17 protein-coding genes are annotated in these 16,325 nt (G+C 69.6%); 15 read left to right on the top strand and 2 right to left on the bottom strand.

Annotated features, from left to right (window positions below):
* The first annotated feature begins 52 nt into the window (after window positions 1-52).
* Window positions 53-460, top strand: a complete 408-nt coding sequence (locus tag ACIQ7D_RS22405) for a DUF4307 domain-containing protein (RefSeq protein ID WP_403940139.1) — start codon at window positions 53-55, stop codon at window positions 458-460.
* A 289-nt stretch (window positions 461-749) separates the two neighbouring features.
* A complete protein-coding gene (greA, locus tag ACIQ7D_RS22400) occupies window positions 750-1,247 on the top strand; it encodes a transcription elongation factor GreA (RefSeq protein WP_403940138.1) in 498 nt (165 codons plus the stop codon).
* Window positions 1,248-1,350: 103 nt separating this feature from the next.
* On the opposite strand, the gene ilvA is transcribed toward greA, so the two are convergent.
* A complete protein-coding gene (gene ilvA, locus ACIQ7D_RS22395; RefSeq protein WP_403940136.1) occupies window positions 1,351-2,583 on the bottom strand; it encodes a threonine ammonia-lyase in 1,233 nt (410 codons plus the stop codon).
* A gap of 246 nt (window positions 2,584-2,829) precedes the next feature.
* On the opposite strand from ilvA, the gene ACIQ7D_RS22390 reads away from it, so the two are divergent.
* The 3 genes from ACIQ7D_RS22390 to ACIQ7D_RS22380 are packed head-to-tail and all read left to right on the top strand — an operon-like array spanning window position 2,830 to window position 4,293.
* The gene (locus tag ACIQ7D_RS22390; RefSeq protein WP_403940134.1) at window positions 2,830-3,480 is read left to right on the top strand and encodes a MarR family winged helix-turn-helix transcriptional regulator; all 651 of its coding nucleotides are present in this window, start codon (window positions 2,830-2,832) and stop codon (window positions 3,478-3,480) included.
* Between the two features lie 43 nt (window positions 3,481-3,523).
* Window positions 3,524-4,045, top strand: coding sequence for a sigma factor-like helix-turn-helix DNA-binding protein (locus tag ACIQ7D_RS22385; RefSeq protein ID WP_403940132.1), 522 nt, complete (start codon window positions 3,524-3,526; stop codon window positions 4,043-4,045).
* Window positions 4,042-4,293, top strand: a complete 252-nt coding sequence (locus ACIQ7D_RS22380) for a hypothetical protein (protein ID WP_403940130.1) — start codon at window positions 4,042-4,044, stop codon at window positions 4,291-4,293. Before ACIQ7D_RS22385 ends, ACIQ7D_RS22380 begins: the two co-directional genes overlap by 4 nt.
* 16 nt (window positions 4,294-4,309) lie before the next feature.
* Here ACIQ7D_RS22380 and ACIQ7D_RS22375 read toward each other — a convergent pair whose 3' ends face one another.
* A complete protein-coding gene (locus ACIQ7D_RS22375; RefSeq protein WP_403940128.1) occupies window positions 4,310-5,470 on the bottom strand; it encodes a cystathionine gamma-synthase in 1,161 nt (386 codons plus the stop codon).
* Window positions 5,471-5,581: 111 nt separating this feature from the next.
* Between ACIQ7D_RS22375 and ACIQ7D_RS22370 the strand changes: the two genes are divergently transcribed.
* The 10 genes from ACIQ7D_RS22370 (at window position 5,582) to ACIQ7D_RS22325 (ending at window position 16,294) form a co-directional block, all read left to right on the top strand.
* Window positions 5,582-6,685, top strand: a complete 1,104-nt coding sequence (locus ACIQ7D_RS22370) for a hypothetical protein (RefSeq protein ID WP_403940126.1) — start codon at window positions 5,582-5,584, stop codon at window positions 6,683-6,685.
* A gap of 306 nt (window positions 6,686-6,991) precedes the next feature.
* Complete coding sequence (locus ACIQ7D_RS22365; RefSeq protein WP_403940124.1) at window positions 6,992-8,038, top strand: hypothetical protein; 1,047 nt, start codon at window positions 6,992-6,994, stop codon at window positions 8,036-8,038.
* Between the two features lie 87 nt (window positions 8,039-8,125).
* Window positions 8,126-8,791, top strand: coding sequence for a peptide-methionine (S)-S-oxide reductase MsrA (msrA, locus tag ACIQ7D_RS22360; protein ID WP_403940122.1), 666 nt, complete (start codon window positions 8,126-8,128; stop codon window positions 8,789-8,791).
* Window positions 8,792-9,001: 210 nt separating this feature from the next.
* Window positions 9,002-9,436, top strand: a complete 435-nt coding sequence (locus ACIQ7D_RS22355) for a hypothetical protein (protein WP_403940121.1) — start codon at window positions 9,002-9,004, stop codon at window positions 9,434-9,436.
* 13 nt (window positions 9,437-9,449) lie between these two features.
* The gene (locus tag ACIQ7D_RS22350; RefSeq protein ID WP_403940119.1) at window positions 9,450-11,591 is read left to right on the top strand and encodes a hypothetical protein; all 2,142 of its coding nucleotides are present in this window, start codon (window positions 9,450-9,452) and stop codon (window positions 11,589-11,591) included.
* Window positions 11,497-12,294, top strand: a complete 798-nt coding sequence (locus ACIQ7D_RS22345; protein WP_403940117.1) for a hypothetical protein — start codon at window positions 11,497-11,499, stop codon at window positions 12,292-12,294. Before ACIQ7D_RS22350 ends, ACIQ7D_RS22345 begins: the two co-directional genes overlap by 95 nt.
* Before the next feature lie 337 nt (window positions 12,295-12,631).
* Window positions 12,632-12,922 carry a hypothetical protein gene (locus ACIQ7D_RS22340; RefSeq protein WP_403940115.1) on the top strand — a complete coding sequence of 97 codons (291 nt, stop codon included), beginning with the start codon at window positions 12,632-12,634 and terminating at the stop codon, window positions 12,920-12,922.
* A gap of 1,062 nt (window positions 12,923-13,984) precedes the next feature.
* A complete protein-coding gene (locus ACIQ7D_RS22335; protein WP_403940113.1) occupies window positions 13,985-14,896 on the top strand; it encodes a phosphorothioated DNA-binding restriction endonuclease in 912 nt (303 codons plus the stop codon).
* Between the two features lie 134 nt (window positions 14,897-15,030).
* Window positions 15,031-15,696 (top strand): ClpP family protease, encoded by a 666-nt coding sequence (locus ACIQ7D_RS22330; RefSeq protein WP_403940111.1) that lies wholly within the window; start codon window positions 15,031-15,033, stop codon window positions 15,694-15,696.
* A 1-nt stretch (window position 15,697) separates the two neighbouring features.
* A complete protein-coding gene (locus ACIQ7D_RS22325) occupies window positions 15,698-16,294 on the top strand; it encodes a ClpP family protease (protein WP_403940109.1) in 597 nt (198 codons plus the stop codon).
* Window positions 16,295-16,325 lie beyond the last annotated feature (31 nt).

The raw sequence follows: 16,325 nt of genomic DNA, 5'->3' as shown, positions 1-16,325 counted from the left end.
ACGGATATCGGGGGACGGAAATTCCGGCGGTCCCCGCCCGAGAGGAACGATCATGGCTGCGGTGCGCGAAGAGCTTCCCGCAGGGCGGTACGGCCGCTCCGGGGACGGGGACGCACGCGCGGACCGGCGGCTGCGCCGCCTGGGAGTGGTCCTCGGCGGAGCACTGGTGGTCCTGCTCGGCTGGTACGGCTACCACTACGTGATCGACCGGAGTGTCTCCGGTGAGCTGATCAAGTTCAAGCGGATTTCCGCGACCGAGGTCGAGGCGCACCTGGAGGTCCGCAAGGACCGGGACGCGAGCGGGAGCTGCACCCTGCGCTCACTGGCGGAGAGCTTCGGCGAAGTGGGCCGCAAGGACGTGCGCTTCGGGCCGGGTGGGACCCGGATCGACGAGGTGGTCACGATCCGTACGACGGAGAGCGCGACCAGTACGGAACTGGTGGGCTGCACCTCCGACTGAGCGGACGCGCGACCAAGTCATCGAACGCATGAACGAATCGACTGCCGGCCGTGCCACGACGGGGCGGACGGCCCGGTGACCCGGCCCCGGAACGGGCGTGTGCCGCCGGGTAGACCCGCCGGACAGCGCGGTGGATCTCGGCGCTGACCTGCGCGGATCCATTTCTGACGGCAATTGTCCTCCCCCTCGCGCCACGAAATTGTTAGGCTCGTGGTTTCGCCCACCCGAGACGGCACATGCTTCTGGGTAGGGCGTTGCTTTGTATCCCCAGCACCTACGAGGAGCACCAGTGACCCAGACCAGCGAGAACGTCACCTGGCTCACCCAGGAGGCGTACAACCAGCTCAAGGCCGAGCTGGAGTACCTGTCTGGTCCCGCGCGCACGGAGATCTCCACGAAGATCGCTGCTGCCCGCGAGGAGGGCGACCTGCGGGAGAACGGCGGGTACCACGCGGCCAAGGAGGAGCAGGGCAAGCAGGAGCTGCGGGTCCGCCAGCTCACCCAGCTCCTGGAGAACGCGAAGGTCGGCGAGGCGCCGACGGCCAGTGGTGTGGTGGCCCCCGGCATGGTCGTGACGATCGCCTTCGACGGCGACCCGGACGACACCCTGGACTTCCTGCTCGCCTCGCGCGAGTACGCCAGCACCGAGATCGAGACATACTCGCCGCAGTCCCCGCTGGGCAGCAGCGTGAACGGCAAGAAGATCGGCGAGAGCGCGGAGTACGAGCTCCCGAACGGCAACAAGGCCAAGGTGAAGATCCTTGAGGCCAAGCCGTACCAGGCCTGAGTCCGCGCCCGCTCTCCCGCCCGTGCTCGCACGTGTGTGAACGTCTGCCCCAAGGGCTGGTGCGCCCGGCATCCCGCCGCGCGCACCAGCCCTTCGGTGTGTCTCAGCCGAGGATCGTGTAGCCGGCCTCGCGCAGCGCCCTCGCGACCTCGGTGCAGTGCGCGGGCCCCTTCGTCTCCAGGTGCACCTCCACGTCCGCCTCCGTCAGCCCGAGCCGCGGATCCGTCCGTACATGGCTCACGTCCAGGACGTTGGCGTCGGCCACCGACAGCACGCCGAGCATGGTGGCGAGCGCGCCGGGGCGGTCCGTGACCCGCAGCCGCAGGCTCAGATAGCGGCCCGCCGCAGCCATGCCGTGGCGCAGGATGCGCTGCATCAGCACCGGGTCCACATTGCCGCCCGACAGCACCGCGACGACCGGGCCCCGGAACGCCTCCGGGTCGCCGAGCAGCGCGGCCACCGGGCTCGCACCCGCCGGTTCGACCACGAGCTTGGCCCGTTCCAGGCAGAGCAGCAGGGCGCTGGACAGCTCGTCCTCGGAGACCGTACGCACCTCGTCGACCAGTTCCTCGACGATCCGGAAGGGGATGTCGCCCGGCCGGCCCACCTTGATCCCGTCGGCCATGGTGTGGGGCGACTCGACGGTCACCGGCCGGCCCGCGCGCAGCGAGGGCGGGTACGCGGCAGCGCCGGCCGCCTGTACGCCGATCAGCCGGACATCGGGGCGCAGCGCCTTCACGGCGACGGCGATGCCCGCCGCGAGCCCGCCGCCGCCGATCCCGACGACGATGGTCCGCACCTCGGGGCACTGTTCCAGGATCTCCAGCCCGACCGTGCCCTGCCCGGCGATGATGTCCGGGTGGTCGAAGGGGTGGATGAAGACCGCGCCGGTGTCGCGCGCGTACTCCTCGGCCGCGGCCAGGGTCTCGTCGACGACCTGGCCGTGCAGCCGGACCTCGGCGCCGTAGTCGCGGGTCGCCGCCACCTTGGGCAGGGGCGCGCCGACCGGCATGAAGACCGTCGAGCGGACGCCGAGCAGCGTGGAGGCGAGGGCGACCCCCTGGGCGTGGTTCCCGGCGCTGGCCGCGACGACGCCGGCCGCGCGCTCCTCCGGGGAGAGCCCGGCGATCCGTACGTAGGCGCCGCGCAGTTTGAAGGAGCCGGTGCGCTGAAGGTTCTCGCATTTGAGCAGGACCGGGGCGCCGACCAGCGCGGTGAGGTGTCTGCTGCCTTCCATGGCGGTCGTCCGCGCGACACCGGAGAGCATCTTCTGGGCCCCACGGATGTCGTCGAGCATCAGGGAGTGAGGGGAGGGGCGGGACGTACCGAAGCTCATACGGCAAGTCTCGCAGCTCACCCGGGACCCGTCATCGAGGTGATCGTCGAGCACGGTCGGGCACCTGGAGCCGCGCTGGACGACGCCCCCTGGAGGAAACAGGGGCCTCCCTCTGCCGGGCGGGCCGCCCGCGCACGCCCCGCGCACTTCTTCTCCACCCGGTTTCCACAGGGCAGGTACGGTGCGGAGCCCGGCCGCGTACTCTGTCCACCACCACACGACCCCCGTACGAAAGAGCCCCCAGCCATGCCCCCCATTCAGGACATGACTTCCGCTGCGTCGGCTTCCCGGGAGCGGACTGTCCAGCCATCGGACGACGCCGCCCTCCTCGATGCCCTCCAGCACCAGGTGGCCGTCTTCGCCCGGCGGGCCGAACAGACCCGGCTCGGCGGTGTCGGCCAGGTCCGCAACTCGATGGACCGCGCCGCGTATCTGCTGCTCAACCGGCTCGACCAGGAAGGCCCGATGGGCGTCAAGGCGCTGGCCGCCGGGATGGGCATCGACTCCTCGACCGTCACCCGGCAGGTCGCGCCCCTGGTCGACACCGGTCTGGTCAAGCGCACCTCGCACCCGGAGGACGGCCGCGCGGTCGTGCTCCAGCTCTCGGCGCGCGGGCTGGCCAAGCTCGACGAGGTGCGCTCCTCGCGGCGCGCGCTGATGGCCCAGGTCACGGCGGACTGGACGGAGGACGAGCGGGACTCCTTCACCACGCTGCTCACCCGCCTCAACGGCGCCTTCGCGTCCCGGGGGGCCCGGCTGCCGGCCGGCGAGCAGCCGGGGACGGACGCGGAACCCGTCGTGGAAGCGGCCGCGGACCAGGCGGACGAAGAGCCGACGGAGCAGGCAGGGCCGTCGGAGGAGGCGGAGCCCGGGGCGGGTGGGAGCACCGGCTCCTGATGCCCTCTTGACCCGGGCGGTCCGGCTGGCCTGATATGAGGTGGTGCGAGAGCGGCGGGCGACCACGGATCGGCGCCGCGCCCGGGAGTTCGAGGTCTACGCTGCGGGCGCGGCCGGCCGGCTGCTGCACACCGCCGCGCTGCTGACGGCGGAGCCGCCCACCGCGACGCCACAGGCGCAGCGCCTGCTGGTCGCCGCGCTGGCCCGTACGTACGCGGAGTGGGACAGCCTGCACGACGCGGACCCGTACGACCACACCCGCCGGGAGCTGGCCCTGCGCTTCGCCGACGAGGCGTGGCGCGTCCGCTGGGCGGGCCTGCGGGCCGCCCGGACCACCGGGAGCGTCCCGGAGGGCGGGCCGCTGCGCGGGCTCGGCGCGCGGGAGCGGCTGGTCCTCGTACTCCGCCTGTACGAAGGCCTCACCGAGGAACAGACCGCGTCCCTGCTCGGCCTCCCCGAGGACCGGGCCCGCGCGCTCTGCGCCCGGGCGATGGCGACCCTCAGGCGCACCACCGCGCACGGCCCGTCCTCCGACGGCCTCCCGTCCGGCGAGGCCGGCCCATGAGCGGGACGAACCGCAAGGAGGCGGAGATACGGCGGCTGCTGGACCTGCCGCGTCCGCCCGTACCCGCCGATCTCGTCCCGCGTGCGGCCCGGCGCGGCGAACGGGTGCTGCGCAGGCGCCGGGTCGCGCGCCGGGTGGTCTGGGCGGTGCTGGTGGCGGCGGTGGTCGTCTTCACCGTGTGGGCGTGGGACGTACACCCGTGGGTGCCGCCGCCCGCGACCACGACACCGCCGCTGGAGGGGTGGTGAGCGCGGGCCCGGGGCGCTATCCGAGGGCCTGCTGAAGATCGGCGAGCAGGTCGTCTCCCGACTCGATCCCCACGGAGAGGCGGACCAGGTCGGCGGGGACCTCCAGTGGCGAGCCCGCGGCCGAGGCGTGTGTCATCCGGCCCGGGTGCTCGATCAGCGACTCGACGCCGCCCAGGGACTCCCCCAGTGTGAAGAGCTTCGCGCGGTCGCAGACGCCGACCGCCGCCTCCTCGCCGTCCGTGACCCGGAACGAGATCATCCCGCCGAACGCCTTCATCTGCTTGGCGGCGATCTCATGACCGGGGTGGTCGGGCAGCCCCGGGTAGAGGACCTGGGAGACGCGCGGGTGGCGGCTGAGCATCTCCGCGACGCGGGTGGCGTTCTCGCTGTGGCGGTCCATACGGACGGCGAGGGTCTTGATGCCGCGCAGCACCAGCCAGGCGTCGAACGGCCCGGCGACGGCGCCCATCGCGTTCTGGTGGTACGCCAACTCGTCGCCCAGCGCCTCGTCCTCGACGATCAGCGCCCCGCCGACGACGTCCGAGTGCCCGCCCATGTACTTGGTCGTGGAGTGGACGACGACGTCCGCGCCGAGTGCGAGGGGCTGCTGGAGGTACGGGCTGGCGAAGGTGTTGTCGACGACGAGCCGCGCCCCGGCAAGGTGCGCGATGCCCGCGAGGGCCGCGATGTCGGTGATGTTGAGGAGCGGGTTGGAGGGCGTCTCGACCCAGATGACCTTGGTGCGGGGGGTGAGCGCCGCCTGTACGGCCGCCGGGTCGGAGGTGTCCGCGACCGAGAAGTCCACGCCCCAGCGGGAGACGACCTTCGCGAAGAGCCGGAAGGTGCCGCCGTAGGCGTCGTCGGGGATGACGACATGGTCGCCGGGGACCAGCAGCGTACGGAGCAGGCAGTCCTCGGCGGCGAGCCCGGACGCGAAGGCGAGCCCGCGCAGGCCGCCTTCCAGGGCGGCGAGGTTCTCCTCCAGGGCGGTACGGGTGGGGTTGGCGCTGCGGCTGTACTCGTAACCGCCGCGCAGGCCGCCCACCCCGTCCTGCTTGTACGTGGACACCTGGTAGATCGGCGGTACGACCGCCCCGGTGAGGGGGTCGGCGGTGTTCCCCGCGTGGATGGCGAGGGTCTCGAAACGGTGCTGGTCGCTGGAGTGCTCGTGGCTCATGGGCCCGAGGGTAGCGCCGTGGGGGCCGGGCCCGTGGCCGCGTACGGCACGGGCATCCGTGCCGGGGCCACGGGTGATTCCGTACCGGACGGCGTCCGGGACAATGGACGCATGGAGATTCTCTGGGTCCTGCTCGCGATGGGCCTGCTGGCCGCGGTCATCGCCCCGTACGTCCGGCGCCGCGGCGGCGGTATCCGCCAGGTCGCGCCCGGATCACCGGACGCCGCCGACCCGGCCGCGTACGGCTTCGTACGCCAGGAGGAGCTGGACATCCGGATGCCCGGCCCCGACCAGGACCTCATCGACGTCCTCGATGTCGTCCAGGGCACCCAGGACTGGCGCGCCGCCGCGCAGCTCCTCGCCGGGACGGACAAGGACGGCGAGGTGCGCTGGCAGCGGGTACAGGCGTTCGCGGGCGCGGCCTCGCTGGAGCTTCAGCAGCGGCCCGGCGTCGGCGGCGCCTGGCTGCGCGCATGGCGGTCGGAGTCGCCGAAGGACGCGGGCGGGGCGGCGGTGCACGCGGAGTTCCTGGTGCAGCAGGCGTGGCGGTCGTCGGCCGCGGGGACGGACGACTTCCGGATCATTCTGGAGGAGGCGCGTACGGTCTGCGGCCAGGCGGCGCTGCTGGCGCCGGGCGACCCGGTGCCGTACATCGTGGAGCTGGCGGTGGCGCGCGGGCTGGGCTACCCGCGTGAGGAGTTCGACCTGCTCTGGGCGAAGGTGATCGACCGCGCTCCGGCGCACATGGGGGCGCATCTGGCGGCGCTGCACTACGCGTGCGAGAAGTGGCACGGCTCGCGCGACGAGGCCGACGAGTTCGCGACGGCCGCGGCGGCCCGCGCCCCGCAGGGCTCGCTGCTGGCGGCGCTGCCGCTCTTCGCGGTGTACGAGCACCTTCCCGAGGTCAATCTGGTGCGCGGCTTCTACGAGAGCGCGGTGGTGACGAAGGCGGTCGAGGGCGCGCTCTTCGCGGTCCACGCGGCGCGGCAGGACGATCCGATGCTCTCGCACGTACGGCACCTGCTGATCCTCTTCCTCGTACGGTGCGAACGCTGGGCGGAGGCGATGAACCAGCTCGTCCAGGTGGACGGCCACGTGGGCGCCCTCCCGTGGACGCATGACACAGACCCGGCGGCGCAGTACACGGTGTACCGGGCGCTGGCGGTGGCGGGCTACGAGGCGAACGGCGGCAGCCCGGCGACGCTCCCGCGCTGACGCGTACGGGGCACCGGGTGGGCCGGCACTCCGGGGGCCCGGCGCCGGTGCCTCGGCCCACCCCAACCGCCCCCCCCTCACCTCATCTCCCCATTTCCCCATTTCCCCAACTACGTTGCCCGGCAAGGGATCTGTGTTGCCGTGCGGGCCGGCCATGCGGGATGATCACCTTCCCCCCACTGCATGTTCATGGTCATTTCCATGCCGCATTTCCGTGGGGGAGAAGCTGCCGGGACCCGGTCGGGCCTCCTCTCCTGGTGTGCGCCTCCGCCCGCTGACAGGAACGCCTTGACCAACCTTCTCCCGATGATCGCCGTCGCAGTCCTCGCCTTTCTCTGGTTCAGGAACCGACGCTCCGGTGGATCGGCCCCCTCCGCCCCCGTCAAGCAGTCGGCCCGCTCCGTCGAACTGGGACTGCTGCCCCTGGACCAGCTCGACGACCATCACACCGCGCCTCCCGTACCCGAGCTGACAGGCGCCCTCAAAGCCGCACGGAACGGCAGTTGGCAGCCGGCCGCCGACCTGCTCGCCGCGACCGGTACGGACTGGGAACGGCGTTCGTCGTACGCGGACAGCCTCGGTGAAGCGGCCGCCAAGGGAGACGGCTGGCTCGTCGCCTGGGAGAAGGCCCGCCCCGACGACCCCGACGCCGCGGTCGTCCGGGCCCGCGGCACGGTGAACCTGGCGTGGAGACAGCGCGGCGCGCAGTGGGCCACACAGACCAGCCGCGAACAGTTCGACGCGTTCCACGAGACGCTGGGCCGCTCGCGGCAGGAGATCGCACGAGCCGCGGAACTCAACCCGCAGGACCCGACACCGTACGTGACCGAGATCTGGACCGGGCTCGGCCTCGGCTATCCGCACGAGGAGATGCACCGGCTCTGGACCGAGCTGACAGCCCTCGCCCCGAACCACTACGAGGCCCACTTCAGCGCCCTGCAGTACTGGTGCGCGAAGTGGCGAGGCTCCCACGAACTGGCCCGTGAGTTCGCGGCGCGCGCGGCGGCGGGCGCGCCTCCCGGGCGCCTGATGTCGGCCTTCCCGCTGATCGCCTGGTTCGAGGCTCAGGTGCGGGAGCCGGTGAGGGCGTCGGAATACCGGAGCCCCGAGGTGACGGCTCTCGTCGACGCCGCGCTCATCGACGTGGCAGCGGCCCCGGCCGGCCATCCTCGGCTCACCGAACTGCGCCATCTGCTGGCCCACTTTCTCTCCGAGCAGGGCAGGTACGAAGCGGCGCTGGAGCAGTTCCGGCTGGTGGACGGCTACGTGGGAGCGCTTCCGTGGCGCTACTACGAGGACACCAGGCGGGCGTACATGGCGGCGCGCGAAAAGGCGGTCCGCAAGGCCGGGTGAGCCGGTCCGGAACTCCGCACGGGACGGAATGCCGCACGCCCCTTCCACGTTGTTACGTACAGTCCCCCCAGCCGAGGAGAGCCGACCATGTTCCTGTCCCGCCGCACCCCCGAGCTGCCCACCGCCGAGGAAGCCCTGCGCGGCCGGCCGGAGCCCGCGTTCGCGGTGCCCGCGCGCCACACGGTCCTCGGCAACCCCCTGGTGGGGCCGTACCCCGAGGGCCTGGAGGTGGCGGATTTCGGCCTGGGCTGCTTCTGGGGCGCCGAGCGTAAGTTCTGGCAGACGGACGGTGTCTGGACGACCCTCGTCGGCTACCAGGGCGGCTTCACTCCGAACCCGACGTACGACGAGGTCTGCTCGGGCCTGACGGGCCACACGGAAGCGGTCCGTGTCGTCTTCGACCCGAAGACCGTCACGTACGCCGAGCTGCTGAAGCTCTTCTGGGAGTCCCACAACCCGACCCAGGGCTTCCGCCAGGGCAACGACGTGGGCACGCAGTACCGCTCGGCGATCTACACCCACTCCCCCGCCCAGGCCACCGCCGCGGACGCCTCCCGCGCCTCGTACCAGCAGGTCCTGACGGGCAACGGCTACAAGACGATCACCACGGAGATCCTTCCGTCGGAAGGCCGCCCCTTCTACCCGGCGGAGGCGGACCACCAGCAGTACCTGGACAAGAACCCGGCAGGCTACTGCGGCCTGGGCGGCACGGGCGTCTCCTGCCCGATCGGGGTGACGCCGGCGGGCGCGTGACCCCGGCGCGGGCCGCCGGCGCCACGTTCCAAGGCCACGTGCTCGACCCGTGTACATGCCCCGCTCATTACGTGTGCGACCCGGGATACGGCTGACCGCTTTTCCCAAGACTGATTAAAATGATGTCCTGAGTCCGGGGCACCGCGTTGCGCGGTGCCCCGGACTCAGTTGGGTCCGCCGGATCCGCCGGTACGAAACCGAGGGGGAGCGATGTCGTTCGAGGAAGAATGGGCTCAGCAGAAGCAGACTGTGGCCGAGCGCCAGTCGTCGGACATGCGGCTCAATCAACTCGACCCCGGCGGTCCCGCGTCGCCCGGAGTCGGCGACCCCGATCTGGTCACGGTCCCCGCCGCGAAGAAAAAGGCGGCCAACACCATAGAGAACCAGCTCGAACCAAGGACCAGGACGGCGGCGGACGCGGGCGATGAACCCATGCGCGTCGCTGTCGCGGAGTTCAAGGAGTGGAACACCGGCGCGGGCTTGAAGAAGGCACACGCGCACTGGGACTCCCAGGTGGAGCGGCTGATGAGCCGACTGAACTCGGAGAAGGTCTTTCTACGGAAGACGTCGAATCTGCTGGCAGGCCAGGACCTGACCACCGAGGCCGGATTCGCCCCGCTGCGATCCAAGGTCACCGGAATCTAGGGGGAGCGCAGCGGTGCCGAGCTACTACGAGGTCATGCACATCAAACTCTCCGAGCTCACATCTGCCGCGGACGGCTGGAAGGAGATGGCCGCCCGGTTCAAGAAACTTGAGGACCTGTACGAGGAAGACATCCAGGACGTCGCCTCCGAGAACAAGTGGACGGGCTTGAGCGCGTCGGCGGCTGCTCCGAACTTCGCCGTGACACGCGGGCAGTTCGATGCGGCCCAGAAGGAAGCACTCGGCATGGAGTCGCTGCTGCGGGATGCCCATACGACATTCACCGACCTCAAGGCGAAGGTGGAGTCGGCCGTCGCCGACGCCGTCAAGGCCGGCATGAAGGTCTCCGACCAGGGGATGGCGCGTTACGACTACAGCAAGGTCGACGCGGCCACCGCGAAGTCCGTGCGCCACGACCCGGATCTCCCCAACGTGGAGAACTCGTACACCAGCAACATCATGGCCGCGGTGAAGGCCGTCACCGAATTCGACCAGGACGTCAAGACAGCTCTGCTGAACGCGTCGGGCGCTGACAACACCGCGCTCTTCGGCTTCAACCCCAAACCCGTGGGCGATGTCCAGGCGGTCGAGGCGCTTGACCTCACGGAGAAGATCAACGCGGGCGAGGCGTCGCAGAAGGAGATCAAGGAATACCGCGACGTCATGCGGGAGAACGCCAAGGACAAGCACTTCGCCGAGGCGTACCTGCACTCCCTGGGAGCGGAGGACACGGTACGGCTCGCGGACCAGATGAACCTGGCCGCCAACGAACGCGGCGCCTCCGCCGGGGACAAGAAGCTCTACGAGTCCATCAACACCAGCCTGGCCAACACGGTGGCCTCCGGCACGAAGGATCCCGACAGCTACGCCTACAAGCCCTTCATGAAGGGCCTCAAAGAGGTGGGCGACGACAACATCGGCGGCAACCTGTCACCGACCAACGGGTACCAGTCGCTGGTGACGCTGATGAAGAACGGCGACGGATACGGGAAGCAGTTCCTCAATGATGTCGGCGACGACATCATCAAGGTCGAGAAGGCGAACCCCAACAAGTGGGAACACGCCTACGATCCCACGCGCCCGAACCTGGTGTCCGACCCCCTGGACGGCCTGCTCCAGGTCATGAGCAAGGAACCGGACGCGGCGACCTACTTCCTCGACCCCGAGGCGAAGGGCAACAAGAACGGCCACCTGGAGTACCTGCTCACGGACCGCGAATGGAAGAACGAGTACATGTCGGCGCCGGGCGGCATAAGGGAGTTCGAATCCCCCTACAAGGCCGCAGGCCTGGGCGCCGCCATCGAAGCCGCCGCCACCGGCAACGAACCCGGCACCAAACCCGGCGAACCCGGCCCGCACACCGAGGGCCAGGCCCGCGTGATGCACAACGCGATCAAGTTCCTCGACGAAGCGGGCGGCGACGAATTCCCCGAAGACCTGCAAAACCTCCGCCAGCCCATGGCCCGCGCCCTCACCGACTACGTCGCCGACACTCACATCATCCTCAACGGCCAGGAATCGAAGTACGGCGGCATCGCCGGCGCGGACAACATCAACGGCTCCGGCGACAAGGCGCACATAGCCGTCGGCCAGGCCAGCCTCGTCCGCGTGATGCGGGGCATCGCGGACGACGCGCCTTCCTTCTCGCTGCTGTACGAGACGGAACGGGCCTACGGTGCGGACATACTCGCCAATACACGCGCCTACAACGGCGACACAACCCACGGCTTGAGCGCCGACTGGAATGTTCACGGTAAAGAAATCGGCATGGGCATGGGCGTCCTCAACGGAATCGGAGCCGACGTATACAAGGATAAAATGGATGATCGGGTGGAATGGGCCGAAGACACTTCCACCTATTCATCCATCGGCGCAAACGGCCTCATCGGCGAGATCCCGATTCTGAGCACGGCAGGAGGCGCACTGATCGACTCCTACGCATACGACTGGACCAAGGATGTCACCGAAGCAGCCGAGGACGAAGGAAAGAAGGATTCCAGCGATAATTTCGCCAAGGGTGTGGACGGAACCAATGAACTGTTCCAAAATTGGGGAGAAAAGAATGGAATCACGGAAGACAACTCCTTCAAATCGGCAAGGGATCTCGCAAACACAGGTCACAGCGACGGGCGAGGGGCAGCCGCAGCCCACCTGTGACACGAGAATCCGCAGCCGCTGGAAGCGGACCGCCGTCATCGCATCACTTGCACTGGCCGCGACTTCCTGCACATCCGAGAGCCCGGATCGATCGAACAGTGATTCATGCGGCAGCGTCCGCACCTCCCAGGAGGGAGAACTCGTTCAGCAACTTCTCGGCACGAGCGAATACAAGACGACAACATTCAACACGGACAGCGATCTGTCGGAAAAGCTTTCGGAGAAGCTACAGGCACAGAAACCCGACGGCACAACTTCTACAGTTCAGGCATGCGCGTTCTCTCCGAAAATCCGAAAGACCAGCGGGGGTGAAACCCTGCATGTGGAATTCAGTTGGACACCTCGCGCGAGTCCGGAAAAATGGGGACGCGCGGCAGATGGCGCAAGCTATTACAACCTCAACGACGTGCCCGGCGAGTCGGACGAGACTCTTTCCAGGCTTCGCGTTGAATGCAACTTGCCCGGAGAGTTGAACGAATCATCAAAACAGGCCATCCTGCAGGCGGAGTCCTCAAACACCGCATACACAGGGGACAAGGCCGACAAGAATGTGCGAGATCGACAGATCACCTTCCTCTACTTTATGACCCGAAAGGCCACAGAAGCCCTCGGCTGCGAAAACAACCCACTAAAAGAAGACCCAGCCGTCAAGGCATACAGCACCCCCGAAGAGGCAGCACAGGCCGGAAACCAGTCAGGGTGAGCGGCCTCAACAGGGCGCAGCCATCGCGGAGGGCGAGGGGCACGCCGTAGCCGCCTTCCCGTTCTGGAAAGGATCAGGGCTTGACCTGACTGCATCGCCCTCGGGAGCATCGGAACGACAGGTGCACGCCCACGCGAGGAGCAACCATGCTGCGCAAGCTGACGGGAGATCCGAACTGCAAGAACGGATCGTGTCCGACCTTATGAGGCACCGAAAGCGCGAAGAACTACGTCGTACAGGGGCTCGTCATCACCGACCCGGAGCAGCTGGCCCAGCCTCTCCCGCCCCCAGCGTCCCGCCCCTCACCCACGCCGAATTCATCGCCCTCACCGAGGAGTTGGTCGCTGACAGCGCGCCCCGCCTCTTCGCCGTCGTCCGGTCGTACGAGCCCGAGGGCGCCGGTCCCGAGGAGGCGGACGCGTGGGTCGCCGCCTGGGGGATGGCGTTCGAGGAGCATGCCGAGGTCGTGAGCGTCTGCGGCGGCACTCGGATGAGTGTTCGCTCGCTGGAGCGGGCCGTGGGGAGGTTCGGGCGGGGCGACCACACCAGCGCCCGGGTGGTGTGGTCCCCGGGGCCGCGTGACCCGGTACGGCAAAGGTCGGCGCAGTACCGGACCCGATGCCCGTGACGTGAGTTCTGCCGTGCCGAGGGGTAGCGGTGTGGGGCGTGTCCGGTGGTGTGTTGGGTGCCGTGTGCCGCCCCCTCCCGGTGTTGATGTTCGCGGTTCCGGGTCGTGCGTCAAGGGCGCTCCTTCGTCGCGTCGGCTGCGCCGATGGCCTCCGGCCACCCTTGACCCACGCCCCTCCACCGCTGGTAAGGCGGTGGAGGGGGCGGCCGGGGGAGGGGTCCCCTGGGGAGCCAGGTTCGTTGCCGGGGTCGGTTCCAGGCCGCCGGGCTGGTTCGCCCTGCGGGGCACGCGAGAGTGGGGTGAGGTGGTGGCGGCTTTCGTCAAGCGTCTGCGGACCGGATGTGGGTTGGGGCGCATGCCCGGCTGGTCACTCACTGTGGGTGGGGCCGGTGGTGATGGGCGCCCGGGTGAGGAGAGGGCCGGGAAGAGGGTGCGGAGAGAGGTGCGGAGAGGGTGCGGGCGGGGCGGCGGCCCTGGAATTCCTTCTGCTGTGCCGAAAACTCCGCAGGGCGGGACTCCCAGCACACCACTCCCCCGAGAGACACCACCCTCGTCACACCAGTTCACACACGCCTCTCCTCTTACGCCACCGGGCACCTCCGACACCCCGCTCCCTCCCTCCCCGCCACGGCGAGTGACCAGCGGGGCATGAGCACCCGCCAACAACCGGTCCGCAGACGCTTGACGAAACCCGGGCCACCCCACTCCACGACCGCGCGCCCCGCAGGGCGAACCAGCCCGCAAGCCTGGAACCCACCCCAGCCGCGCAGGTGCTCCCCAGGGGACCCCTCCCCCGGCCGCCCCCCTGAAAGCTGTACCAGCGGCGGAAGGGTGTGGGTCAAGGGTGGAGCGCAGCGGAATCGGCGCAGCCGACGCGACGGAGGAGCGCTCTTGACGCACACCCTGGAGCCGCGACCATCAAAGCTGGAGGGGCGCCCCCTCCCGCCATAAAGCACCACGGGCCAACCCCGGTTACCCCTTGGTCCGCACCCGCACCCGCATACGCACCCACACCCGCACCCGCCGGATCGGGCGGGGGCGCAGTGCCTACAGTCACGTGTCATGGACTGGTTGGAACGGGTGGGGAGTCTGCGGCAGTGGACGAACAACGGGGTGCGCGCGCCGCACAAGCCGCTGCTGATGCTGTACGCGCTGGGACGGTTCCGGCGTGGACCCGAACAGGGTTTGCGCTACTCGGACATCGAGCGTGACTTGAGTGATCTGCTGCGGAACTACGGGCCGAACCACCGGACTTCGCCCGCCTATCCGTTCCACCATCTCGTCAGCGACGGTGTGTGGGCCGTCCACACCGACAAGGGGGGAGCGAGTCCGGGCACCGGAGTGCGGGAGCTGCGGAACACCGGGGCGGAGGGGCGGCTCGTACCGGAGTTGCGGAACGCGCTCGCAGCGGACCCGGGGCTGCTGGGGCGGCTCGTACATCTGCTGCTGGACACGCACTTCCCGCCGTCGCTCCACGCGGACATCGCCGCCGATGTCGGGCTCGACCTGGAGCTGGATGCCGCCCTCCGGTCGGCCGCGGCACCGACCGCCGTACGGGAGGACCGACGGCGCGGTGTCGAGCTGCGCAGGCGGGTGCTCGTCGCGTACGAATACCGGTGCGCCTTCTGCGGCTTCGACGGTTCCCTCGGCGGGGTGCCGGTCGGGCTGGAGGCGGCGCACGTACGGTGGTGGGCGTTCCAGGGCCCCGACGAGTTGTCCAACGCGCTGTGTCTGTGCTCGCTGCACCACAAGCTCTTCGACCGGGGGGCGTTGGGGCTGGACTCCGGTCGGCGCATCATCGTCTCCCGGGAGTTCGTCGGCCGCGGGGCCGCCGCGCGGAGCCATGTGCTCGACCTGAGCGGTCGGCCACTCGTCGGTCCGCAGAGCGGCAGTGCCGGTGTGGCCTCCGAACACGTCGACTGGCATACGGCGCAGGTGTTCCGCGGTGAGGCGCGGACGCCCGGGACCGTCTGACCGTACGACCCGCCGTACCGCTCTGCCGTTGGCTCATCTGCTGACGGCAGAGCGAGCGGGCGTCGGGCCGGTTGCCGGGCAAGGGTGGAGACGAACGCGCGGCGACCGGCGTCGCGTCACATCGAGGAGGAACGATGTCTCCATTCGTCACCGACCGGGATCTCGCACCGGGCCCGTACGCCGCCGAGCAGGGCGCGGGGGCGGGCACGGCGACCACGCCGTTCGACGATCATCTCGCCGCGCGGCTGCTGACCCAGCGGATCGTCGTGCTCGGCACCGAGGTCACCGATGTCTCCGCGAACCGGGTCTGCGCCCAGTTGCTGCTTCTGTCGGCGGAGGACCCGCGCGGCGACATCGGGCTGTACATCAACAGCCCCGGCGGCTCGGTCACCGCCGGAATGGCGATCTACGACACGATGCAGCTCATCCCGAACGATGTCGCCACCCTCGCCATCGGATTCGCCGCGAGCATGGGGCAGTTCCTGCTCACGGTGGGCGCGCGGGGCAAGCGCGCCGCGCTGCCGAACGCGCGGATCATGATGCACCAGCCGTCGGCCGGCATCGGCGGGACCACCGCCGACGTCGCGATCCAGGCCGAGAACCTCGAATTCATGAAGGGGGCCATCGAGCGGATCACCGCGGAGCACACCGGCCAGGCCGTGGAGACGGTCTCCCGCGACGGCGACCGCGACCGGTGGTTCACGGCCGAGCAGGCCAGGGAGTACGGCATGGTCGACCGGGTGGTCTCGTCGCTCGCCGACGTACGGCCGGCCGCCGCGCAGCGACGGATGGGGCTCTGACATGGGCCAGTACACGATCCCGACCGTCGTCGAGCGCACCCCGCAGGGCGGCGAGCGCGCGTACGACATCTACAGCCGGCTCCTGTCGGAGCGGATCATCTTCCTCGGCACCGAGATCGACGACGGTGTCGCCAACGTCGTCATCGCGCAGCTGCTCCACCTGGAGTCCGCGCATCCGGGAACCGAGGTCTCGGTGTACATCAACTCCCCTGGCGGGTCATTCACTTCGCTCATGGCGATCTACGACACGATGACGTTCATCGGGTCGCCGATCTCGACCTTCTGCGTGGGCCAGGCGGCCTCGACCGCGGCCGTGCTGCTGGCGGGCGGGGACCCGGGGCGGCGTTACGTGCTCGAGCACGCCCGGGTGCTGCTGGGGCAGCCCGCGAGCGGCGGCCACCAGGGGACGGTCTCCGACCTCAGCCTCCAGGCCAAGGAGATGGTGCGGATCCGGTCCGAGGTCGAGGAGATCCTGTCCCGGCACACCCACCACGACATGGCGACCCTGCGCGCGGACATGGACCGCGAGCGGGTCTTCACGCCGCACGAGGCGGTGGCGTACGGGCTCGCCGACGAGGTGCTGAGCCGGCGGAGGTGACGGGTGCGGTGCCGGTGCGCTGACCACAACC

Source organism: Streptomyces sp. NPDC096310 (assembly GCF_044763125.1).
Taxonomy (GTDB): Bacteria; Actinomycetota; Actinomycetes; order Streptomycetales; family Streptomycetaceae; genus Streptomyces.
This window is presented reverse-complemented; position numbering and strand designations above follow the sequence as displayed.

What these genes read in the sequence shown, in the direction of transcription:
- ACIQ7D_RS22405 (WP_403940139.1), top strand. Translation starts at nt 53, where the DNA reads ATGGCTGCGGTGCGCGAAGAGCTTCCCGCAGGGCGGTACGGCCGCTCC.
- ilvA (WP_403940136.1), bottom strand. Translation starts at nt 2,583, where the DNA reads ATGAGCTTCGGTACGTCCCGCCCCTCCCCTCACTCCCTGATGCTCGAC.
- ACIQ7D_RS22390 (WP_403940134.1), top strand. Translation starts at nt 2,830, where the DNA reads ATGCCCCCCATTCAGGACATGACTTCCGCTGCGTCGGCTTCCCGGGAG.
- ACIQ7D_RS22380 (WP_403940130.1), top strand. Translation starts at nt 4,042, where the DNA reads ATGAGCGGGACGAACCGCAAGGAGGCGGAGATACGGCGGCTGCTGGAC.
- ACIQ7D_RS22375 (WP_403940128.1), bottom strand. Translation starts at nt 5,470, where the DNA reads ATGAGCCACGAGCACTCCAGCGACCAGCACCGTTTCGAGACCCTCGCC.
- ACIQ7D_RS22370 (WP_403940126.1), top strand. Translation starts at nt 5,582, where the DNA reads ATGGAGATTCTCTGGGTCCTGCTCGCGATGGGCCTGCTGGCCGCGGTC.
- ACIQ7D_RS22365 (WP_403940124.1), top strand. Translation starts at nt 6,992, where the DNA reads ATGATCGCCGTCGCAGTCCTCGCCTTTCTCTGGTTCAGGAACCGACGC.
- msrA (WP_403940122.1), top strand. Translation starts at nt 8,126, where the DNA reads ATGTTCCTGTCCCGCCGCACCCCCGAGCTGCCCACCGCCGAGGAAGCC.
- ACIQ7D_RS22355 (WP_403940121.1), top strand. Translation starts at nt 9,002, where the DNA reads ATGTCGTTCGAGGAAGAATGGGCTCAGCAGAAGCAGACTGTGGCCGAG.
- ACIQ7D_RS22345 (WP_403940117.1), top strand. Translation starts at nt 11,497, where the DNA reads ATGGAATCACGGAAGACAACTCCTTCAAATCGGCAAGGGATCTCGCAA.
- ACIQ7D_RS22335 (WP_403940113.1), top strand. Translation starts at nt 13,985, where the DNA reads ATGGACTGGTTGGAACGGGTGGGGAGTCTGCGGCAGTGGACGAACAAC.
- ACIQ7D_RS22330 (WP_403940111.1), top strand. Translation starts at nt 15,031, where the DNA reads ATGTCTCCATTCGTCACCGACCGGGATCTCGCACCGGGCCCGTACGCC.
- ACIQ7D_RS22325 (WP_403940109.1), top strand. Translation starts at nt 15,698, where the DNA reads ATGGGCCAGTACACGATCCCGACCGTCGTCGAGCGCACCCCGCAGGGC.